The organism is Cellvibrio fontiphilus (assembly GCF_042646205.1).
GTDB lineage: Bacteria > Pseudomonadota > Gammaproteobacteria > Pseudomonadales > Cellvibrionaceae > Cellvibrio > Cellvibrio fontiphilus_A.
The window spans coordinates 578,001-601,261 of the sequence record NZ_JBHRTF010000003.1 but is presented as its reverse complement, the minus strand read 5'-3'; the positions used below and the strand labels follow the sequence as shown (position 1 = coordinate 601,261).

Sequence of the window (23,261 nt, the reverse complement as noted above, 5' to 3'; positions counted from 1 at the left end):
AGAATTTACTTAGAACTGCATCCGAAGACCTAAGGTATAGCGAGTATCGCTTTGATTGATTGAATATCTCAAACGCTTTCCACCGTCATCGCTGTTATCAATTTGATGGAAGAGTTCAGCTTTTTGATTTGTTAAATTACTGCCCGACAAGCTCAGCTCAATCATATCGTTAATGCGATAACGCAATGATGCATCTAACTGGCCATAGTCACCCTGCCAGATAGGTGTTCCCACACAGCAATCCTGAACAGTCAACAGATATTCCGCACGCCAGCTGTATGCTAAACGCGCCGAAAAATTATTGCGTTCATAAAATGCACTCAGGTTATAAGCGTCCTTAGACATACCCTCCAAGCTGCCCACCTGAACACGATCTGCTGCAGCTGCAGATCCGGTAATGACACCGTTAGCCGAACCACTACTAACACCTGTGTTATCTATGCCTTTATTTTCTACATAGGTATAGTTCGCCTGAACACCAAGCCCACTCCAAAAGCCCGGCAAGTAACTGAACAAATGGGTTCCTTGCACTTCAAAACCTTGGAGTTCTGCTCCATCACCATTAATAGGGCCTGTCACAATCACGTCGCGAGTAACGCCGTTATTAGTTTTTGGACGGAAATAAGTCCCGGTTTGAATGTAGTCGTCAAACGATTTTTTATACACAGCCAGAGATGCACTATTTGGGCCGGTATAATATTCAAAACTGATATCTACCTGATCAGCAACAATGGGTTTCAAAAACGGGTTGGATGAAGTAGCCGTGTAGGCGACATTGGCACCTACAATTTCACCGCTAGAGTCTTTAACCCAAAGAGATCCATTTGCATCATCTACACTCGGCAAATTGCTACTCACTTGGATATAGTTTCGCAAGCTACCAATGTCCGGTCTGGACATTGCTCTTGAAAGAGCAAAGCGAGTTACAAACTTGTCGGTCACATCATATTTGATGTTCAGACTAGGTAACACATTGTGATGGGTTGCCTCTGATGTACCCAAATTGCCACCGTTGTTCATAAATGCAATGTCATCTGCACTGAGATAACAAGTCACTGTTTTAGGTACGGGAGGTTTTGGCGCTTCGGGAGTCGGCCCTTGAGATTCAGCACAGGGCCTATCCACTAAATTGAATTCTGGAAACTGTTCACCACCTGTGCTCGCAATATCAGTTTTAATATAACGAACACCCAAGTTACCAGTGACCGGGCGATCAAATAATGTGAGATCTTCTCCGCCAAAATCGAGCTGCACATAAAATGCTTGTGTTTCCTCTGACACTTCCAACATTTCATTAGGGCGGAAACAAGTTCCTGCAACTTCATTGGCGCGGCCACCTAAATTAGAACAAATGGGGTAGTAACCGTTCTGCGGCTGACCGGTAGCCATAGCGCTGTTGGTGTATCTCCAATCGCGCATGGTTTTGGTGTTGGGGAAAAGAAACTGGTTCCTGACATCCCCCATATTTTCGCCTTCACCAATGCTAATGCTGCCGTAATTAGACTTCCAGGTTTCCAGTACCCACGAATCTTGCGCGTATCCATTAAATTCATAAGGCGTTGGCACATCGTCTACTGTTATTGTTCCGGTATGAGCTGGACTATCAAGATTGAACCACTTGGCATTTTGGTTCCACGACGTAGCAATCGCTTGCCAGTGTCCTGCTTCATTTACATTTTGATCGCGATCAGCGTAGCGCACACCTGCTTTTACGCGTTGAACAAAACCCGAATCCAGGTCATAAATCAAATCAACTTTTGTGGCAAATTCTTCACCCTTATTGTCGGCCAGGGATTCATAAGAGTTATTCCAGTGATAACTATTGGGATTGGAATATATGCCCTTGCCTGCATCCAGAAGATTGATGTTATGGGGGGCATGTAGAATCACTTTAGCCAAATCGCCACGCAGATCGACTTCTGGATTTGCAAAAGAACCAAAGGTTGCGTTTAAGCGGCGTTCGTCATATTCGGAATTTATTCGCTGAACGTCGAAGTTTGCGCGGAATCTGTCGGTTATATTCCACTTGAAGTTCAAGCTAAGGTCTTCTGTCATGCTGGTGCCGTCGTCAACATCAGCACTGGTACTAATACCAGTTCCCCTGTAAGGGGTCAGCGTAGGGCCATTATCACAGCCAGCCCAAGAATCAAGACTTGCGCATGTCTCAACTAATGCTTGACCATTCGAGTTGGTTGCATAAAGTTTTGATTGTTCATTATTGGCACCCCACCAGCCATGATCTTGTGTGATGGTGCCGTGAGCGAATAAACCGTCCTCTGAAAACGCAAAGGCATCAGTGCCGGGAGCAGGACGAATAATAGCGCCTGAACCTGTACCGCCTTCTGTAACTTCCAAGAACAAACTATCACCACCGCCCAAGCTCCCCCAGCCTGCCCCAATTCCTTTGCCCTCACCCCTGCTCTTGTACTGAGAACGATTGTATTGCAGTGTTGCGAGGTAACGTTCTTCGTTGTCTTTCCATTGCAATGCAAAAGAGCCACCAGCGCGCTCGCGGCTGTATTTGTTGTCCGAGAAAGTGACGGACTGCGGGATATAGTGCAAGGCATCATCGGCATAAACATTACGGAACCGATCGATGCGCCCAGTTCTTGCACCTTGAGATGTGGCATCTACATCTGAATAAGCGAGGTTAACCATCACGCCAAACTCGCCAACATCTGTATCGTAACGGCTGGTATGAATACCTGAAATTTCTGGCGTACTGGATTGTGAAAGGTCACTGTAATTGCCCGCTACAGTAACAACGTTTACAGATTCGTCTTTATCGAAGGGGAGACGAGTCCTCAAGTTAATCAGTCCGGAAATCCCCCCCTCAATCAATTCAGCCGTTTGGTTTTTGTAAATATCTACACCACCCATTAACTCAGGAGACACATCCCCCCAGCTTAAACCCCGGCTCGATGTGGCACTGAAGCTATCGCGGCCATTAAATTCACTGCGAACAAATGGAAGGCCGCGAATAACTACACCCGATGGCTCCGCAGTAAACCTGGCAGTGTCCGTGCGGGTAGCAAAGCGCTCAATCATTACACCGGGCACACGCATCAATGCCTCGGCAACCGATTTATCCGGGAAATCGCCCAATTCATCGGCCGTGATTGAATCAATAACCGTATCGGCGTTTCTCTTTAATTCTTGGGCAGATTCAATATTTCGACGGATGCCAGAAACGACTATCTCCTCAATATCATCCTCTTTGGCACCTGTAGTTTTGGATTCCTCCGCCGCATAAGCCGCAGATCCAATCGCCATAATACTTGCTGCAAGTAGTGTTTTCTTAAACCGACCATAGTTATAACTATTGTTATTCGACATCTCTAAATACCACCTAATTTATGTTTATATGGTTTTGTAGCTCTCCAAGTCCAGGGCCATACCTCACGTAAGATTTGCTCTCTCAGGGTGGGGTTTTGCCATGTACGGGAAACCGAAGGGCGCCTAAAACTTCTTTTGCCCTTCTACACAATTAGGCGTTTTTGATATCTGCCATTAATAGCGCTTTTTAGGTTTTTTTTTCGCAAAGTGAAAATGTTGAAGAAAATTTGCTGTTTTTATTATTAATTTTGTTAGTTTTTATTAATCAAACTGGTCGTTGAGACGACAACAACCAGTATTTGCCAATGCTCGCACGACTATTGCTCAGAGTGTTCAGCTCCAATTAAAACGAACTCGGCCTTATCGCTGGCTGTGCCGTTGTCACCCACCACCTTCACAATATTTTTACCTGCCTTGAACCTCAAACCCGACCATAGAACCTCATGGTCAAGCGCGGGTTGTTCGGAAACCAGTGCGCCGTTCAGGTAGAGTTTCACCGAATGGAGATTAGTAATTACTGCAATATCGGTAACTGCCGAGGTTCGCTCGCGGTAGCGTTTTGATTCAATGTGAATGACCGGCTCTTTGGACCAATTCGCCTTGTACCAATAAAATGAATCCTTCTTTGTTTTGCGATCAAAGGTAACCAAGCCTTTGTCATTAATACCGTACTGGTCGCCTTCGGATCTGCCATCGGATGCAAAATCAAAGGCTACCCAGATAAAACTCGCCCATAAGAAATCCATTTGCTTTAAATCTCGCCAGGCCCTTTTATGGAACAGCGTTTGGTATTCCTCCGGGTGCCACATGCCAGTTGTTTCCGGTAGCTGGGGCGGAAGTTCGTGATGATAAATACTGCCACCAGCACCATATTCGCTAATGGCTAAAGGTCTATTTGGAATCGCTGCGTGCGCCGCCCTACCCCATTCGAGCATTGAACCGGTTTGGTCCTTGTACCAGCCGTTATAAATATTGCTCGCATTTAAATGCGAATGGTTGGCAATAGGTGCAGTCACCGGGCCACAACAATTGGCGTACACCGTTGGGCGGGATGGATCTTCTTTTACCGCTTCATGGTGAATAATGCTCACTACCCGATTGGCATCCGCATCGGCTTTATATATTTCATTGCCGATTCCCCACACAAATACACTGGGGTGATTATAGTTTTGTCGAATTAGCTCTCTGAGTTGCTGCTTTGCATTTTGGATAAACTCATCGCTCGCATTCACTTCTGAGACGAGAGGCACTTCAGCCCAGATCAAATATCCCTTTTTGTTAGCATGTTCAAAAATATAGTGCGGATGTTGGTAGTGAGCCAAACGGATACCGGTAAGACCGAGTTCATCCAGGATTTCAAAATCCTCTTTCAGGTCTTTACTGGTAACTGCCGTTCCCTTTTCCGGGCGCTGAGTGAGATGGGTGTTCACACCATACACTTTGTAAGGGCTTCCATTCAGAATTAACCCTTTTTTTGGATCGAAGGTGATATTGCGAAACCCAATATGCTGAACGACCTCGTCAACCCGTTTGCCTTGTTTAAATAGCCTGACTTTTACGCTGTATAAATAAGGATCAATAACCCCATTCCATAAACGCGGTTGCCGAACTGTTATGGGAACTATTGTTTTCAAACTGGAAGCGGCGGCCACATTAAATGGTTTTGAAACACGGCTGACTATTCTTCCATCCTGATCATTCAGCTCAACAACAACCTCGATTGCCGCAGCCTCCTGCAAACTGTTCTTTAAAAGAACTTCAACATCGGCAGCAGCACTGCTGGAGGAAATTTCTTTGGTATGCACATAAACACCATCACTGGCGTAATCCAGTAAATCGATATGTACCACCGAGGTTTTGATTAATTTCACGCCCCCGTAAAGCCCGCCATAAATACTAAAGTCGCCCCAGAGTGGAGCAATGTGATCAAATTTGCGGTTATCTACCCTAACGTTTAATTCATTTTCACCTGGTTTTATAAAATCACTAATATCAAAACGGAACCGTGAAAAACCACCTTGGTGCCGCCCAACATATTTTTTATTCAGATAAACATCGGCACTGATGGCAGCGCCACCAAACTCGATAAAGGTTCTTTCATCCTGTTTGGTTTTTAATGTAAAACTGGTTTTGTACCAGGAAGGGCCACGGTAATAACCACCACCATCAGCAGCGTCATCCCGGTTAAAGGTGTGGGGAACTGTTACTTGCTTCCAGCGTAAAGTGGGCAAGGGAACTTCGTTAGAAGAAATACCATCGTTCTTAATAAAGAACCAATTTTTCTCTAGCGGAATTTCTGAACGGACAGAAGCTACAACGATGGCAGAGGCCGGCAAAAATATAAAAATAAAAAGCACTCGAATGAACACCATCAATCACCCCTTAAACTACTATTTATTAAATAATTCGGATACTTTCTTACAGCTATTAATTGCATCATTCTGAAAAAATCACGGCTGACGACTCTACATCGACCAAGGTTCACTTAATCGCCTTGATATAACCGGAATTTTTGATATCTGCGCTCGCGAACGCCAGGCTAAAAATACCAAAGCCGGCCTTATGGTTAAGGCCGGCATTACGATTATTAGTTACTGATCTAACTGAATGGTCGCACTCTTGATTTTGATGGTGCCTTCGGTAGCAAAGAATTGAAAACCGAAACCTACCGCATCAACCAAGGTAATATTCGAGCAGGTGAAGGTGACGTCTTGGTCTGCTACCAGCGCAGTCCAACCGGTCCAGCAGGTAAATTGGCTATTGGCCCAAGAGGGTGAATAGGCATAAAACTGCATAATGCCATCCATTCCGCCACTACGATTGGTTACAAAGGCCTCATCAAAATTAAACACAACACTGATGGTGGCACCGGTCATATCGATGGGTGTTGCTGATTCATATGAAGCACCCTGATTACTGGCGTTCACAGTGAATTCGATATGCGTCGTCGATCCTGTTTTCACTACACCATTGTCCATATTCCATTTACTTGGACTGGTATCCAACACCACCAGATTACTAGCACTGGATGAAGAACTAGTTGTATTACTCGAAGAACTGCTTTTCTTACTCGAGGAACTACTTGTGCTACTTGAAGAACTTTTTGAGCTAGCTGACGATTTGCTTGAACTAGCTACCGATGAAGAACTTGAAGAACTACTTTTCTTTCCTGCACCGATTAAGAGTGCATCCATAACTTGTTGGTCACCTACCGCCGGAGTTCGGCGATCAAACAACCAGCCTGGACTGGCTCCGATTTCCCAGATAAATGGAAGCATTCCATTTTCCAGCGCCTTTTGAGTAACGTATTGGTGAAAATAGGCACGCGAAGCACGATGTAGGGTGAGTGCATCGCCAGTCAGTTGGGAGCGATATATTGCGGTAAACTCGCCTAACACCACTGGAATTCCGCGATCCACAAATTTTGCTTTCATCGAAGCAAACTGCGCATCTACATAATCTTCTTCTCCCCATGTTGCGTTGCGCTCAGGATCAGTTATGGAGTGATAATCTCTGCCCCAGTAATAGGCCATTTTTCCCCAGCTTTCATCTTTATCCATAATCGTAAAATTAAATGGGTAGAAATGAACTTCAACCATTTGGCGACCCGTTGCTGTGTCAGAAGGCATGTTGTGCCACTCAGTAGCAGCTTTATCTATGTTTGTTTTTGGCGCTTGTAATACGAGTACGCGGTAAGCATTTTTCCCACCGGTCGAACGAACCGCGTCCACAAAGGTTTGGTGGTATCGTTCAAGGTCAGCAATGTCTTGCTCGGTTTCGGCATCCGGCTCGTTGGCGCTGGCAAATATTACATGCTCGTCAAAGTCACGCAGTGTTGTTGCTATTTGCTCCCAGTAAGCTTTTTGCTTGGCATCAACTTTCGCTCTTAATTCATCGGTGACAGGACCTTTGTTATCCCTAGCCAAGGGTTCGGAGAATTGTCTCTCCAGCCAACCACCATCCCAATGAATATTAACGATGACATAAAGGCCGTTATCTACAGACGACTGCACGACTTGCTTTACACGATTCAACCAGGCCGCACTAATTTCTGCGGTTTGCTGGTTAGCGTATTGATCCCAAGAGACGGGGATACGCACAGCGTCTACGCCGCTATCTTTCATTAATTTAATATAAGCCTCGGAAACCATTGGATTACCCCAACAGGTCTCTGCTGCTGGCGTGCATCCATAAGCCTCCATGGTGTTTCCGATATTTACCCCCAGTTTGAATTTGGCGGCCAACTGTAAGGCATCGCTTTCCATACCGGTCATGTCAGGTGCTATGGGATTGGTGTTGTAGCTTGGGTAAAGTGCCGCGCTAACTGAGGAGCTGGCGAGACTGGAAGATACGGAAATCAATGATGATGAGGAAATAATCTCCACTGCACTTGAGGAGCTTTCAGCCGCCGATGAAACCTCACCCGCTGCTGAACTCAGACCCGCAGAGGAGCTGAACTCCACCGATGGAGCGGTTTGTGCTGACGAGTTTGCCGCTGAAGAGGAAGTGACTGCCTCAGAAGAGCCGGCGTCTGCAAGGGACGCTGCACTGCTGGAAGAAGCTTCATCAACCGAGGAGGCAATTGAATCAGATGGGCTTGATATGGGAGTGCTTGATATGGGCGCGCTTGATGACGAAAGACTGCTGGTGCTTGATGCAGAACCGGTGCCTGATCCGCCACAAGCGGCAATCATGGAGGTAATGCCAAGCACTACCAATGCGTTTATTATTTTCATAAAAGATCTCAATAATTATTGTTAGCTAGAACTTCAATCCACCACCGCAACTGCAGTGGTTGGCACCAGACTATTGAGATCTATGAAAATATAGGTAACTCACTTTAGAAAAAGACTTGTATAAATATTAAAAATTGAAGTTTTTTTCATATTTATGCAAATTTTAATGTCAGTCGAAATACGCCGCCCTTTCTAATAGGGGTTAACAAGGGGGCATAGGCTGGGCTAGTGATGAATTAGTCAACCTCACACACAAAACTCGCCGCCACTTCCGGATCACCTTTTTTATAAGTGGCGACACTTGGCCAGGGGCACAGTGGGCGGGAGCGGGTTTTGCTCCATGCAGCAGGCAGTGACTTATTCTCAGGGTTTACTTTCGCGATCAGGGTTGCGGGTGCAACGCCCTTCTCTACCCAATCCACCAAGGCACCGAGCGCATCAAACTGATCTGTTGCCGGGCCGCCGGCGCAGTGATTCATGCCGGGAATAACAAATAAGCGCGCAAAATCCTGGGCTTTTCCCTGATGGTTTTTATCCAGCTTTTCATACCAATCCACCAGGTCAACGGTGGAAAACACCGGGTCACTTTGGCCGTGATAAATAATAAGTTTGCCGTTGCTTTTGTGGAAATCAGCAAGCTTTGGGTTAGCCACATCCGGTGGTGTCATATATTCCATCGCTGATTTTTTAAAAGGGCCATGAGTTGCAAAAATCTTGGGCGCATCGCGATCAAAATCAAACGATTTTAAAAACGCCAGCAATTTTTCCGGTGTGCCCTCTACTGGGGTTGCGGGTGTAGTAAAGAGATACGCGAGTGAACCAGCGCCCATAATGGCAATGAGTGGCTGGTTATTCCACGCTGGAATCGGGCTTTCAAATTTCCAGAAGCGCCAGTCGTTATCGGCAAGGCCGGTGTCGTACCACCAATGGTTATACAGCTGCTCGCCTTTGCTATTTTTAGGGCCAGCCATCAAACGTGCGAAAGATTTCACCTGAATATCAGTCCAACAACCAGCGGGTTTTTCGCCTGTACAAATCAGACTGTTGATATCAAATACACCTTGGCATTCGCGAATATTATTAACCAGGCCGTCTTTTAAACCATCCAATTCGTCACAGGCTTGCGCGACTTGGTGTGTGAGAAACGCCATATTGTCGCGGCTGAAAGCCGCTGAAAGAGTGGGGGCAACTTGCAAGGTACTTTGTACATCCCAAGCGTGTTGCACGGCCGCTTTGGGTAAATTAAAGCCGGGGGCGCCCACCAAAATTCCATCAAACATATCGCCGTAACGGCTTGCGGCAACCATGCCGTGGCGCCCGCCGTTGGAGCATCCGGCAAGGTAGGAATATTCCGGCGATTTGTTGTAAAAGGCGCGCATAATTTGATGGGCGACGGGTGTCATGCTGGCGGTGGCTGCATAACCATAATCATCACGCGCTTGCGGGTCCAACCCAAAACGGTTGCCGGCAGCCAAACCATATTGGCTATTTTCAGCCGCATCACCCGCATGGCCGGCATTGGTGCTCAGCACCGCAAAACCGCGCGCCAATGCAGAGGCGCCACCATTGCCGGTGCTCCCTTCCGCTGGCACTACAGCGCCATCGTTACCACCATTCATTTGATAAACAAAGCGCCCATTCCAGGACAACGGCAGGCGCATTTCAAAACCTATGCCGTAATTTTTGCCATCAATACCCGTGCGTGCATTCACCACACCACTCACCAAACAAAACTGCTCCGTTTCATTCGCTACTGCTTTTTGCACATCCAGTTTTAATGATGTGGGAAATGGGTGGCTCGCTAATTTGGCGCAAGCCTCCTGCCCTTTAACATGCTCCGCCGCCAATAAAGATGACGAGGCGACAATAGCAGCGCTAATAAGCGTGAATTTAAAAAAACGAGCGAGAACGCAAGGCTTGCGATGTGAATTCATAGTGAACCTGTTTATTATTTTTTAAAACTTTTTAAATAACCAATCCTTACTGTTTAAATAACAAACCCTTAACGATAGATAAATCATTAAGGATTTGTTTTTATCCAACGCGATAAGTTATTTATCCAACGCTGCTAGGTTAATAGCCAATAACGACCGCCCAACAATTAATACACCGACTTAATACACGCAGGCTTCCTGTTTATTTTTTACAAAATAACGTTTGAAGTTCTTGGCGGTTTTATCCATACAACCTTCCAAGTTCAATAAGCTCACGCGACGAAAATCGGTTGGGTGGCTCTCTGCTTGCAGGGCGATATAACCGCCGGTATTGGGTGAGCGGTCATCCCACTGCAGGTCGGTGTATTCCAATACTTTTTTGCCATTAATAAAGTGCTCGGCTTTTTCACTGCCGTGAACTAACAGCTCTGCAGTAACCCATTGCTCACCGTGAAAGGTATCGCTAGAGGAATTAATAATGTGGTCTTCAGTGAACTTGCCGTTGTACACCACGTGGGTGCCAGGGGTGCAGAGGTTGCCAGTGGTGCGCGGGTTTACGCCATCGCCCCCTAACAATTGGTATTCCATACTGCCGGGGAAATCCTGTTTTACGCCCATGGTTTTCGGGTCTTGCGTGTGATACATGATGCCGTTGTTACGGTAAGCCCAAGCTGGGCCATTTTTCACCTGATCGCCCACAAAACGGTATTCCACCTTGATGCGGTAGTGGGAAAAAGGGCCGCCGTTGTAAAAAATATGGCCGAAATGGTTGTTGAACTCTTTGTACTGGTCGTAACGCATTTTCATAATGCCGTCCTCTACCCTGAAGGTATTGAAAGCATTGTCATTTAACTCAAAACCGCTGATTTTTATCGTCCAGTTAGTTAAATCCTTACCGTTAAAAAGTTCTACCCACTCTTCTTTATTGGGGTCGTTGACTACGGCCTCGGCGGGAGCGGCTTGCACCGAACCAACCAGAGAACACAGCAACAACGTTGCCATGAAATGTTGTTTTAATCCTTGGGGTGCCATAAATGCCTCTCTTTCTGCTGCGATGGATGTTGTTATTAATATTGTCATTAACACTGAAAGCAGAAATTTAAACCAATTATCTGATAAATGGCAGGGAATTTACAAAACCAAACTCAACGCAAAGCCCAGGCATCACCATATAAATGGTCATAACTGGGCAGTTTGATAATTTCACAGCCAACACTTTTCAAAAAAATAATCTGCCCCTGAGACAAATCGCGCCCTGCATGCAGATAAAACGCAGCGCGTTTATGCTGCGGGTTGGCCTTAAAGTATTTCGCGCGTTCAATCAGCAGCCAGCGTAAAAATATTTCTGAAGTATCCAAGCCCAAGCCCATAAACACCAGGTCATTTTTGAAAATGCAATCGAGCCAGGTGTTATAGCCGTTCCATTTTCCCTGATGTTTTTCTGAATAGAGGCGTTTATCGCCTCCCTTATGAATGAGCGCCCTCGCCCGCTCAACCGACCCCATGTAATGACTCAAGCCTAAACGAATGCTGCGCGAATAACGCTTGATACCATTAATGTGCCACACCGCAAATTGTTGTGCGGGCTTATCAATTTCGTCGGCCGCAAAACAACTGGACCAAGGATAAAAATCGGTAAAACTCACCGCATCATGGTGCTGCAAACTCAACTGCAAACAGTCCGACAGGGTTTCATCAAAATTGGTGGTGAGCACGGGAACTGCATGTACTTGGGCCCAGCGCATAATACGGTAGTGATGCGCTTTTGCTTGCCAGCCCTCCAAAAATGCACAAAATTCTTTTTGCAGATTTTTACTCACCGAGTGACTGGTTAAATCCAGCGCATCGTAAAATTCTGTGAGTGAAATGCCGAGCGGAATATCTTTGGGTTCATCTTGTGTATGTCGCTCCCATAACTCCAGCAACATCGCATCCCAAGAGGTTAAACCGGCATCACTGTTGTAACGATTTATACCGTTACCAACAATTAATGCCATGTTGGGGTGATAATTTTTTAAAAGCGTTTTAAGGTTCATTCGAGTTTCGCTTTAAGCAATTTTTACTTGGGACAGTCCTTCCATTCAAAATCACCCTGTGAGTTTTGAATTAACATCTGCTCTGACATCTTGATTCCATTGTGATCACAGCGGTTTGTCAGAATCACACTGCCCTTGGGTAAGCCCAATCGCCACTCCAAACCCGCAATACCCAAGGCGGCAAATTGATGCGGATTGGACAGATCAAGCAATAGCGGTGGCGTCACCGGTTGGCGGCTTAAAAACTCAATCTGCCGCTCCCCCCAATAAGCGCGCTCAATAACCCCAGGGTAAGCTACCGAGCGCGTACCCTGTACAGCCAACAGCGAGGATAAAGCGATCAACAACAACCCCAGCTTCAATTTGTTCGCAACAAGCAAACCGCGTGCAACCAATACCAGCGGTAAGATCATCGCAAGCGCGGCGTAGTATTCGTAGGATTGGTTTGCCAGAACAAAATAAGGGCCATAGGCAACCAACATAAATGCCAGCGCCGCCAGCCATTGCCAGCGCGATAAACTGGCCGCAATATGCTTCAGGCTTAGCCAATAGGCTGCAGCCATGCTAGTAAAACAAGCCGCGGCCCAAAGCGCACCCAACATAAATTTATCGGTAAGAATCATCCGCAGGGCCTCACGCGGAACATTAAAAATCCATGCGCTAAAACCCATAAAATTAATCGCAAGGTTTTTACCTAAAACCAATCCATATACCGGATCGCGCCCGGGAGTAAATTGCTTATAAAAATACAACCAGATCAAACAGATTCCAACGCAGAGCCACCAGACTGCAATATCTCCTTTTTTATAGCCAGCAAAATTTCGCAAAAAAATGGCAAGCAGTACAACCATACCCGGAATCAAAATAGCGACTTCTTTGCTGAATAAAGACAGTAATTGCAGTAATGGCAGGCTAATCAAGCACAGGTAGCGCGCCATACCATTCAAGCGAGGAAGTAAAATCCACAAGGCCAGTGTGATGGAAATAAAAAAAATCAGTGTAGGGCTATTCATCGCCGCAACCCAATGTACCGGCAAATAGGTAACCACATGAACGGCGTGTATAGCAGCTGTAATAAGCGCAATCAGCAACGGCTGTGACCAACGTAGCGACACAGCAACCTGGTATGCAAAAAAGCCAATACCAGCCAGCGAAAAAACATGCAAAACCCAAGAATACAAATGTGCAGACAAAAGATTGCCCTGCAGTATTTGTTCAACAAAACGCCAGCCCGTATCCATACTCAGTGGGCGCCAAAAGCCCGTAGTGGACGCGTTAAAAAATGGATGCCACCAAGACAATCCATTCACACGGGATTCGCGCGCTTGGGTAAGAAATGCATAATCATCGCCCCAGAACGGCACCCATAGCGATGGCAGCCAGAGCAGAAAGGCAAATACACCAAAAAGGCTTAAACAACGGTAAGAGGAAGAGAGAGAAAGCAAAATTTAATCCATCAACAAGTTACAAAATGCCGTTAACCGGCACGCATTGCCAGAAGTGCAACAACATCCAATGGTTCGCGGTAAAGCGCAAACTCCCGTTCGTGGGTTTGAATAGCAAGAATAGACATACGATCCGCCAACTCATTGCCCTGCACACCTACGTGACCATTTACATGCAGCACTTGTACTTTGTCTTTCAGGGTTTGGTGTAGTGAATAAATTTCTTTAATGAGTTCGAGGTTTTTAATCTCACCGCCCTTCTTTTTCCAACCCGCTTTTTCCCAACCGATCGCCCATTGCACTACACATTGGATCGCATATTGCGAGTCAGAAAAAACGGCGGCCGTTTTTCCTTTGGCCACTTCTTCCTGTGCGAGCAACAAACCCTGGTGCAACGCATTGAGTTCAGCGGTGTTATTTGTGCCCATCGGGTTGTATAAACCGTACCAAAGCGCAGTGAGTTTGTTATCGCCATACACCGCCACCCCGGAACCCGCTTCACCGGGATTCGGCTCGCAACCACCATCGGTAAAAATCTTTACCTGCACCGGCAGTGCGTTCACCTCAGCAGCGTTATAAGTTTTTATTTTTGCTCCACTGGCTGCCGCACGCCCTGTTCCCGCTTTAGATTTTGCACCACCAAACGCCGCCTCAGCTTCCTCGCGCGTTAAAAAGGATTTGTAACGCGCACCAACAAAACCATCCACCTGCTTTTTACACGTCGGCCAATCCGTAAAAATCCCCGTCTCGCGCCCCGCCCATACCACATAAAATTTTGAAGCCATTAGATTCTCTTTCTTTTCATGTAAAAAAAACTGTACAGATTTACTTGGTTTGCTGGTTTTTCATCTGCCCCACCAACCTCACCGCCACCCAGATCAACGCACTTACTGCTCCTATCAACACCAGCCAAAATAAAACCGTTTTCCAGCTGACGTGAAATTGATGGCGAGAAAACGAGCTCAAGCTGGGGTTGAGTGGTTCGAGGGTGGTTTGCTGCCATTGGATATCTTTGCCGGCGGTAAGTTGGGAGAAAATTTGTGATGACAGGGTTAGATGGTCGGTAGTTGTCTTGTTATCTATAGCGATGCTGTAAGGTGCTGCGTTATTGGCGATAAATTCCAGGGTCTGAGCATCGCGTTCAAACACCAACTTGGGTGTGGTTTTGGCACCAAGTGTTTCATGCAGTTCAACTCGCCATTGGGTGTGCGTATTGTTATGCAAGGCGATGGCATTACTTTGCTGCCATTCATTGCCAACTTGAACGTTAAACCAAATACCCTGATGCACAAGGTTCCATGGTTTTTTGCTATTGGCGCGGGAAAAAATATGGATGATATCGCCGTATTGGATATCACCCAAAGTAATTGAGGCTTTGCTGACCGGCGCTATATCGTCCCGTTCAAATTCCCATGCAGCCACGGGTTGTTGTGGTGTGTGGCGCTGGGCGCGTAAAGCGGATTCGGTGCTTTTCACCAAGCTGCCGTCCAATTCCCAGGTATCTCGCTGTAGAGCCTTGGTGAGAGCCTGGCTATTTTCCACTTGCACCTGCGTCAGTATTAAATTTTCTGCGCCGCGAATAAATTTCAGGCGCAAATAGGCGTATTGCATTTCGCCCAAGTTGAGTGGAATTTTATTGCGCGTTAAAAATTCACCATTTTTTTGCAACTGCACCAGAGTTGTTTTGGTGATAGGAGCCCAGTTGCTCATGTCATTGGTGCCACTGACCTCCACTTCCAAATACTGATGGGCTTCATTAACCGGCCAAAGCAGAGACAACTGGTCTGCGCGTGTTTTTAAATCACTTAAATCCACCAAATAGAAATCCGTTGGCGCGGCAGGATTCTCTGCCGCAGAACCCATGCCTTTTTCTGCGCTCACGGAAATTTCATTGTCATCCAAACGGATCGAGGCGCTGCTGAATATCAGCAAGGTTTCCGGCGCAGCACCAACCGGCACAGGAAAAAAACGCACGGGGATTTGTTCGTGTTGAACACTGGTTTCTGCACTGGGCGTACTGATGCGGTATGGCAGTTTATTGCCCTGCTGATCCACCACCAGCAGATCCGTCAGTTGGGAATTACTGCTGTAGCGATAGATATCGTGAGTCAAGGTGGTTTGAAGGTAAGTGCTCGCCGTTTGTTTTATTTCGTACACAGGCACCACATCAGCATAGGCTGGTGAAATAAATCCCAGCGCAAAACCTATTGATAGCCAATATTTTTTTACCCCGTTCATTCTTACCTCTTCACAGGTTTGCAAACTAATTACACAGAAATTGCTGCGCTTATTGCGCATCATTAGGCTGTGCTTTGGCCGGAATCGGTGACAAATAGCCAATTAACAACATCAATGCACCTACGGCCATAAACGAAACCACACCGGCCAAAGTCCCGGCGCCACTTAAATCTTTCAGGAAAAGTTTGGCGACTATCACACCCAATAAAGCAGCCCCCAATAACCAAAGGTTGCGAATTTGCCAACGGCGCGAAAGGTTCATCACTACCAACGCACAAATTGCCCACAATATAGAAAGCGACATTTGCACTATGGCCGAATTCCACATAACAGTTGGGGTGTAATCGACCTGTGCGTAGTGATGTATGGCCCTGAGCAGCACTAGGTTAATCCACACAAACCCTAAACCACCCAATAAACCGTAACGCCATTGAGCCGGTGCACTTTGCAAATTAACGAAGTCGCGTTTAATGGCGTAAGCAACAATAACAACCACGGCAGCTTGAGCCAGATCCAGTGGGTTGAGCAGTGGCAAATACATTTGCGTAGTAATGCCGGTCGAGCGACATGCCAATAAAAACCAACCAAACAACAGCAACAATAAAGGCGCTGGAATTAAATTTTTATAATCCGCCGGATAAGCTGCAAAAGGCCAAATTGTTTTATTGGTGAGATTTAATAGCGCGATTAGCGGCACAACCAAACACACAAACCACAAAACCGCTGAACTAGTGCCCTGCCACTGCATAACACCTTGCCAGTAGCTCGCCTCCCAATAAATAAGCGTAAATAAAAACCAGGCCGTCAGTACATGCCACACACTCAGCAATCCGCAAGCAGACAATTCACGCCGAGCCCATAAAAAGCGGTATTGAACTGCAAAAAATAACCCAAGCGCCAGAAGCGCCCAGCCCTGCGATGGGTGCAGGTTGTAACCAATAAATAAACCTTCACCAAAATTGCGCAGCGCCCACAGCGAAGTTAAAGGAAGCAACCAAAAGCCCAAAGTGGCAAACGAGGGCCAAGCCAAGGTTTTACTTAGCCAACTAACGGCAATCACTGACAACGCAAAGAAACTGATCAATGCCGCAAATTGTTGCTCGCCGGGTAAATGCGCCATCAGCTCCATATAACCCGCATGCAACCACCACAGCCAACCAATAATTTGCGCAATCTGACTGAGATTTTTTTCGCCGCGCAGCAGCAGCGCATTAAAACGATACGCAAGAAATGCAATTGCCATGGCAGCGAGGATTAATATCAAGATGCCAATAAAATCACCACGAATTATGGGCTGCGCACCCGCGCTCACACCATCCACCAAGAGCGACATGGCTGCAGCGATATAAAGCAAGTAACCAGCGCAACGTGGTAATAAGCGCTGCTGACGCAGGCCCACCCAAATCAAACCAGCCGCTTCTAACGCCCAGGTTGCCGATGTCCACTGTGCATCCAACGCCAGGGGAATGGTGAGCGTCGCAAACGTCACACCCAGCGCAATAAAAGATTCAATCAACACGCGATGAGTTTGTTGGTACTTGGCCCAAAGTCCACGCGCCAGCGCGATGTAAATGACCGCGAGCAGTAGCGCACTAATAGCAAGCCCATACTCCGTGTGTTTTAGCAGAGCAGTTTGCAAACCAAAGCCAACAATGGGTAAACCAAAAATCAGGCTGCCATCCACCAAGCCTCTAAGGTTGGGCGGTTGTTTGAGTGAAAATAAAATAGATACACACAAATAAAGTGCAAAAAACGCCAGTAAAAATGGTTGGGTACTGGCATAGAATTGCGGCTCATATTTCAATACACCCCAGAGCGAGGTGATTACAAAGGTAAATACAAAACCTACCCAGTTCAGTAAACGCCAGGTTTTAAACCAGGCAATGGCGAGAATGCCAAGATTAAGCAACAAATAAAAACTGAACAGACCAATATGGTTGCCAGAACCGTCAGAGGTAAGGATGGGCGCGAGAAAACCACCCGCGGTGGCCATGAGCGCTAATACTTGCGCATTCTGCAGTACAGCCAACAATACACCCAAGGCAACAACCAGCAGCATTAACACCAGCGCTACACCCGCCGGCATAAAGGCATACATTTTTGCTGCGGCAAACAGGGTGAGATAAATTGCCGCTATACCGCCCCCTTGCAAAACCAAACCATAACCGCCTTCGCGAGCGCGGGTTTTCCAGCCAACAACAATTAACGCAAAGGCAATCAGGGCAACAATTGCCATACGCAACTCCAGCGGGAACATGCCTTGGTTTGCCGCGTACTTCACCAAAAAGCTCAACCCAAAAAGCATAACCACCATACCAATACGCACTATGGGATTGCCCTGGGTAAAAAAGTTTTTGAGATAGCTTTGAAATTTTTCTGCCGCCTTTTCCACTGCATTCGGTTGACGTGGCGGCCGCTGAACTGACGCTCCGAGCGGTGGCGTAATCGGCGCTTGTGGCTCTGGCAGTTCAACACCCTGTGCTCTTAAACGCTCCTCCAAGGATGGCACTGCAGACACTGTGGTCTGCGCAGTCGCAACAGAGGTTGTGGTTTCTGTACTTACCGCCGGTGCAGCAGGAACTGGCGACTCAACAGGTGCAACTGGCTGCAATTCAGGCGGTTTAACCGGCGAAACCTGTAAGTTCCTGACCTCGCTTTCAAGACGATTAAGCTGAGCCCCTTGCTGGAGTATTTTTGTGATTAAAAAACCAAAAATACCGCCGATAAGCCAACCATGTTGATAAAAAATAACCTCGCCCAGGCCTACACCAATCAGGGAAAAAATAATTAATAGCGCCATAACAATTCCTTATTGTTTATTGTCATCTATCTGTACTTGTAAGGTTTTTATCGGCTCCAATACCTTTTCATGCTCCAGTTGCCAGCCCACCGAAGCGCAGAGCTGCTGCATCATTAATTCAATTTGTTTTTGCGCAATATCCGGCAGTTCACTCGCTTGCGCTTTTTCTTGCATCAACTTTTTAGCTTCGGCCAAAATTTCGGTGTAATCCTCATTATCGAATTTATTGAGCAGCCCCTGATTGATGTCATAAAAGGTGTAATCCGTATCTATAGCGATGATCTCGGGGTCGGCAAAATGCTCTACTACCAAGGTGCGGCTGGCGTGATCGCGACGAAAACGCATTTTGCCAAAGTCATAACCCACGGCGACTTTTGCTTTGGCAACCACCAGCGCTTTGCTATTGGTTTTAAACAAACCAAAAAAATCCTTTTTGGATTTATGGTCGTATATCTCGGTGAAATAACCCTCGGCGAGCACAACTTTAAATACCTTTTCGATGCGTTCCAGCAACACCATAGACTCCTGCGCCAAATCCTGTTTTGGCGCCGATATTTTTTTGGCATAACGCCATTTGAATGCCTGCCAGGCGGCCATGCCGCCGATACCGGCAGCAAGAATGAAAACGAGGATATCCATGAAGTTAATCCTTAATTGACGAGTACTTACGCGATAAAACGCAATTAAATCCGAGGCAGCTTAAACGGGCTTGGCATCAAAGTCCATGTAACCCAGCCGCCGAGGGATAAGGTAGAATGCAAGCCCTGCAACGGCACCGCCCGACGAGATTCCATGCCCGATTTTAGCCTTACAAATCCCCGTATAGTCCCGCTGGTTTATCAGCAAGACCCAGCGTTTTGGTTCGCTATTTTGCGCCATCTACCGGGCGCTATTTGGTTAGATTCCGGCCACCCCGGCAGCAGCTATGGCCGTTTTGATCTAGTTGCGGCAGCGCCGCAATGTCTGCTGCAAACACGTGGTGACACCACCCTGATTCGCCACATGGATGGCCGTGAAGTAACTTCAAACCAAGATCCCTTTGAGCTGCTCAAACAACACCTGCCCCTGCAATTGCAGACTGTACAACCGCGGATGCCTTTTGTAGGCGGTGCACTGGGCTATTTTGGCTATGACCTTGGCCGCCGCCTGGAGCAATTACCCAGCCTTGCTCTGGATGATATTTCCCTGCCAAGCATGGCGATTGGTATTTATCCTTGGGCAGTCATCCAGGATCATCAGCAACAAACGGCCTATCTGGTTATCAATGAAGCACTGGCCAACGAATCCGGATCGCCTTATAACTTTTTGGAAATTGAGCAGTTATGCCTTTCTGCCTCAGCTGGCGCGTGGTTTCACGATTCTATAAACGACATTAAGTCAGATCAAAAATCATTCAAAATCAATAAGTTTGAAAGCAATCTTAATGTCGATCAATACCATCACGCCCTGGCCAAAATTCAGGATTACATTCGTGCAGGCGATTGTTATCAAGTCAATTTTGCCCAGCGATTCACGGCAGAATTTAGTGGTGACCCCTTTATCGCCTACCTCGCATTGCGCAAGGCTTTGCCCTCGCCTTTTTCCGGCTTTATGCAACTGGAGGCTGGTGCCATATTGAGTTTGTCACCGGAGCGATTCATTCGGGTCAAGGGTAAGACGGTAGAGACCAAGCCCATTAAAGGCACCATTAAACGGGGCAACACCCCCGAAGAAGATGCAGCCAACGCTTATTGGCTGCAACAGAGTCAAAAGAATCGCGCCGAGAATGTGATGATTGTGGATTTACTGCGCAACGACCTGAGCAAACACTGTGATGCAGTGCAGGTGCCTGAACTCTGTGAGCTGCAAACCTTTGCCAACGTGCACCATCTGGTAAGTACCGTCACCGGCGAGCTGCGCCCTAACGCGTCTGCCATAGCGTTACTGCGTGATGCCTTTCCCGGCGGCAGCATCACCGGCGCGCCTAAAATTCGCGCTATGGAAATAATCGAAGAACTGGAGCCAACTCGCCGCTCAGTTTATTGCGGCAGCCTGGGTTATATCAGCGCTGACGGGCAAATGGACACCAGCATTGCCATCCGCACTCTGGTGTGCGACGGCAATAAAATACATTGTTGGGGCGGCGGCGGCATTGTGGCCGACTCGGAAAGCGAACAGGAATATCGCGAGTCAATCGCTAAAGTTAAAGTGCTGATGGATACGCTTGAAAAAGTGTTTGGCTCTTAAACTTGTAGCCCGAATTCCGAAAACTCAGTGCCAATTAAAAAAACATCTACCCATCAATAGAGGAGAAAATAATGCTTATCCAGGATCACCAAATAGACCTGAACACACCTACGGGTTTAATGCGCTGCTATGTCTATCGCCCTAAAGCAACCAACGAAACTGCCGGAAAAAAATTTCCAGCCATTATTCTTTATTCGGAAATATTCCAGCAAACCGCCCCTATTCGCCGCAGCGCACAAATCATGGCTGGCCATGGTTTTATTGTGATAGTACCCGAGGTTTTCCATGAGCTTAATCCCATAGGCACTGTGTTGGGCTACGACGATGCGGGCCGCGATAAGGGCAATGCGGATAAAGTCGCCAAAACGCTGGAGGCGCATGATACCGATACCCAGGCGATGATTGATTATGTGCAAACGCTGGATTACTACTCAGGCAAAATCGGCGCAATGGGTTTTTGTTTGGGCGGCGGTTTGGCCTATCGCGCAGCACTTCACCCGGCCATTGCAGCCACCAGTTGTTTTTATGCCACAGATATTCATTCGGGTTTAACGCCATCCAACCCCGGCAACGAAAGCCTGACCCGCACCGGTGATATAAAAGGCGAATTACAAATGATTTGGGGCAAACAAGACCCACATATTCCTGCGGAAGGTCGCGCCAAGGTCTATCAAAACCTGGTGGAAAAAGGCGTGAATTTTACCTGGCATGAATTTAACGGCGTACATGCGTTTATGCGCGATGAAGGTGATCGTTACGATGCCGAGTTGCAGTTACTCGGTTACCAAATGGCCATCGGTTTGTTCCGCCGCGTGCTTTACTGAGCGAACCCAAGCACCTGAATGCGTAAATAAGGTTGAAAAAAAGGGAGCACCCTGTTCAGGTGCTCCCTTTTTTCAAACGCCGTTTTGAATTCCGGCTTTGAACAACCTATCAGAGCGTCAGCTCGCGATTACTCGCTTTGATAAATTCTTTCTTCAAATCTTCATAGGTGTGAACCGCCGGGAATTGCGGAAACTGCTCAATCACATTTTGCGGGGCATGGAACAAAATCCCCTGATCCGCTTCGCCCAGCATAGTGGTGTCGTTGTAAGAATCACCTGCTGCGATAACACGGTAATAAAGAGTCTTGAGTGCCAATACCGACTGACGTTTTGGATCGCGCTGACGCAGGGTATAACCCGCCACCATACCGCGCTCATCGATGTTCAAACGATGGCACAACAGGGTTGGGAAACCCAATTGGCGCATAAGCGGTTGTGAGAACTCATAAAAAGTATCGGAGAGGATAATCACCTGAAAGCGCTCGCGCAGCCAATCCACAAATTCCACGGCGCCATCGAGTGGCTTGAGGGTTGCGATAACATCCTGAATTTCTTTTAAACCCAGATTGTGCTGTTCCAGAATGCGAATGCGCTGTTTCATCAATACGTCGTAATCGGGAATATCGCGAGTAGTGGCTTTCAGCTCTTCAATACCAGTTACTTTCGCAAATTCAATCCAAATTTCCGGAACCAATACGCCTTCCAAATCCAGGCATGCAATTTCCACAGTAACCTCCAAAACGGTTAATAATTAAGCGGTTAAGCATCGATAAGTGACGGGCAATCTACCCTTTTTGACCTGCTAAAGCAAACCTGCTGCCGCGCAGCAATTGGGCTGCCGGTGGTTGCTCTGGTATCCTAGCCACCTTCATAAAAGAACGACCGTGAGTAGCCAATATGACCGACAACCAGATTAACCTTGTTGATCTTGAAGCCAAGCTTCAACAGGAAAGCCCGCAAAAAATCATCAAATACGCCCTGAGCCAATTCGAAAACATCGCGATTTCTTTTAGTGGTGCCGAGGACGTGGCGCTGATTGAAATGGCGCGCAACTATCGCCCTGATATACAGGTATTCTGTTTGGATACCGGTCGCCTGCACCCGGAAACCTATCGCTTTATTGAAAAGGTGCGCAAACATTACGGCATTAAGATTGATGTTGTATCACCGGACGGCGAAGCCGTGCGTAAACTGGTGCAGGAAAAAGGCTTGTTCAGCTTTTACGAAGACGATCATAAAGAGTGCTGTGGCATCCGGAAAATTGAGCCGCTGCGAAAAAAACTACTGACAGTAGATGCCTGGATCACCGGCCAACGTAAAGACCAAAGCCCAACTCGCGCCGAAATCCCCGTCATTCAAGACGACAAACTATTTGCACGCCCGGGCGACACACTAACCAAGTTTAATCCGCTGGCCAATTGGTCATCCAAAGAAGTCTGGGACTATATTCGCATGTGCGAAGTGCCCTACAACGAACTGCACGAACGCGGTTTTATCTCCATCGGTTGCGAGCCTTGCACCCGCCCGGTTGCCCCAGGTCAACATGAGCGCGAAGGCCGCTGGTGGTGGGAAGAAGCCACAAAAAAAGAATGTGGTTTACATGCCGGCAATGTTAATTAACCAGTTGCTAATCAAATTTTTTAACAATACCTAAAAACAAAACGCCCGGCCAAAAAAGCCGGGCGT

Annotated in this window: 16 protein-coding genes; 4 read left to right on the top strand and 12 right to left on the bottom strand. The window is 47.1% G+C overall.

Annotated elements, in window-relative coordinates; all coding sequences use genetic code 11:
- Positions 1 to 9: 9 nt before the first annotated feature.
- From ACFODX_RS08220 to ACFODX_RS08210, 3 genes are all read right to left on the bottom strand, one after another.
- Positions 10 to 3,336, bottom strand: coding sequence for a TonB-dependent receptor (locus ACFODX_RS08220; RefSeq protein ID WP_378117920.1), 3,327 nt, complete (start codon positions 3,334 to 3,336; stop codon positions 10 to 12).
- Between the two features lie 317 nt (positions 3,337 to 3,653).
- Positions 3,654 to 5,708 carry a glycoside hydrolase family 2 protein gene (locus ACFODX_RS08215; protein ID WP_378118135.1) on the bottom strand — a complete coding sequence of 685 codons (2,055 nt, stop codon included), beginning with the start codon at positions 5,706 to 5,708 and terminating at the stop codon, positions 3,654 to 3,656.
- A gap of 219 nt (positions 5,709 to 5,927) precedes the next feature.
- The gene (locus tag ACFODX_RS08210) at positions 5,928 to 7,799 is read right to left on the bottom strand and encodes a cellulase family glycosylhydrolase (RefSeq protein ID WP_378117918.1); all 1,872 of its coding nucleotides are present in this window, start codon (positions 7,797 to 7,799) and stop codon (positions 5,928 to 5,930) included.
- A gap of 43 nt (positions 7,800 to 7,842) precedes the next feature.
- Here ACFODX_RS08210 and ACFODX_RS08205 point away from each other — a divergent pair, with 43 nt between their 5' ends.
- Complete coding sequence (locus ACFODX_RS08205) at positions 7,843 to 8,097, top strand: hypothetical protein (protein WP_378117916.1); 255 nt, start codon at positions 7,843 to 7,845, stop codon at positions 8,095 to 8,097.
- A gap of 211 nt (positions 8,098 to 8,308) precedes the next feature.
- Here the strand turns inward: ACFODX_RS08205 and ACFODX_RS08200 are convergent, their stop codons facing one another.
- From ACFODX_RS08200 to ACFODX_RS08165, 8 genes are all read right to left on the bottom strand, one after another.
- A complete protein-coding gene (locus ACFODX_RS08200) occupies positions 8,309 to 10,006 on the bottom strand; it encodes a tannase/feruloyl esterase family alpha/beta hydrolase (RefSeq protein ID WP_378117913.1) in 1,698 nt (565 codons plus the stop codon).
- A gap of 180 nt (positions 10,007 to 10,186) precedes the next feature.
- Positions 10,187 to 11,038, bottom strand: coding sequence for a 3-keto-disaccharide hydrolase (locus tag ACFODX_RS08195; protein WP_378117911.1), 852 nt, complete (start codon positions 11,036 to 11,038; stop codon positions 10,187 to 10,189).
- A 113-nt stretch (positions 11,039 to 11,151) separates the two neighbouring features.
- Positions 11,152 to 12,042 carry a hypothetical protein gene (locus ACFODX_RS08190; RefSeq protein WP_378117910.1) on the bottom strand — a complete coding sequence of 297 codons (891 nt, stop codon included), beginning with the start codon at positions 12,040 to 12,042 and terminating at the stop codon, positions 11,152 to 11,154.
- Positions 12,043 to 12,065: 23 nt separating this feature from the next.
- Positions 12,066 to 13,487: a hypothetical protein gene (locus ACFODX_RS08185; RefSeq protein ID WP_378117908.1), complete on the bottom strand. Its 1,422-nt coding sequence runs from the start codon at positions 13,485 to 13,487 to the stop codon at positions 12,066 to 12,068.
- A gap of 32 nt (positions 13,488 to 13,519) precedes the next feature.
- Positions 13,520 to 14,272, bottom strand: coding sequence for a ribonuclease H1 domain-containing protein (locus ACFODX_RS08180; RefSeq protein ID WP_378117905.1), 753 nt, complete (start codon positions 14,270 to 14,272; stop codon positions 13,520 to 13,522).
- A 40-nt stretch (positions 14,273 to 14,312) separates the two neighbouring features.
- On the bottom strand, positions 14,313 to 15,788 hold the full coding sequence (locus tag ACFODX_RS08175) for a DUF3999 family protein (protein WP_378117903.1): 1,476 nt from the start codon (positions 15,786 to 15,788) through the stop codon (positions 14,313 to 14,315).
- Positions 15,775 to 18,525 carry a DUF2339 domain-containing protein gene (locus ACFODX_RS08170; RefSeq protein WP_378117901.1) on the bottom strand — a complete coding sequence of 917 codons (2,751 nt, stop codon included), beginning with the start codon at positions 18,523 to 18,525 and terminating at the stop codon, positions 15,775 to 15,777. The genes ACFODX_RS08175 and ACFODX_RS08170 overlap by 14 nt, the downstream gene beginning before the upstream one ends.
- A 9-nt stretch (positions 18,526 to 18,534) precedes the next feature.
- Positions 18,535 to 19,164, bottom strand: a complete 630-nt coding sequence (locus ACFODX_RS08165) for a DUF4230 domain-containing protein (RefSeq protein ID WP_378117899.1) — start codon at positions 19,162 to 19,164, stop codon at positions 18,535 to 18,537.
- A 153-nt stretch (positions 19,165 to 19,317) separates the two neighbouring features.
- On the opposite strand from ACFODX_RS08165, the gene pabB reads away from it, so the two are divergent.
- Together pabB and ACFODX_RS08155 are read left to right on the top strand one after the other, a co-directional pair.
- Complete coding sequence (gene pabB, locus ACFODX_RS08160) at positions 19,318 to 20,751, top strand: aminodeoxychorismate synthase component I (protein WP_378117897.1); 1,434 nt, start codon at positions 19,318 to 19,320, stop codon at positions 20,749 to 20,751.
- A 71-nt stretch (positions 20,752 to 20,822) separates the two neighbouring features.
- Entirely contained in the window at positions 20,823 to 21,575 is a 753-nt protein-coding gene (locus tag ACFODX_RS08155; RefSeq protein ID WP_378117895.1) for a dienelactone hydrolase family protein, read from the top strand.
- 109 nt (positions 21,576 to 21,684) lie between these two features.
- Here ACFODX_RS08155 and thrH read toward each other — a convergent pair whose 3' ends face one another.
- Positions 21,685 to 22,302 (bottom strand): bifunctional phosphoserine phosphatase/homoserine phosphotransferase ThrH, encoded by a 618-nt coding sequence (gene thrH / locus ACFODX_RS08150; RefSeq protein ID WP_324260073.1) that lies wholly within the window; start codon positions 22,300 to 22,302, stop codon positions 21,685 to 21,687.
- A 170-nt stretch (positions 22,303 to 22,472) separates the two neighbouring features.
- Between thrH and ACFODX_RS08145 the strand changes: the two genes are divergently transcribed.
- Positions 22,473 to 23,195: a phosphoadenylyl-sulfate reductase gene (locus ACFODX_RS08145; RefSeq protein ID WP_378117893.1), complete on the top strand. Its 723-nt coding sequence runs from the start codon at positions 22,473 to 22,475 to the stop codon at positions 23,193 to 23,195.
- Positions 23,196 to 23,261 lie beyond the last annotated feature (66 nt).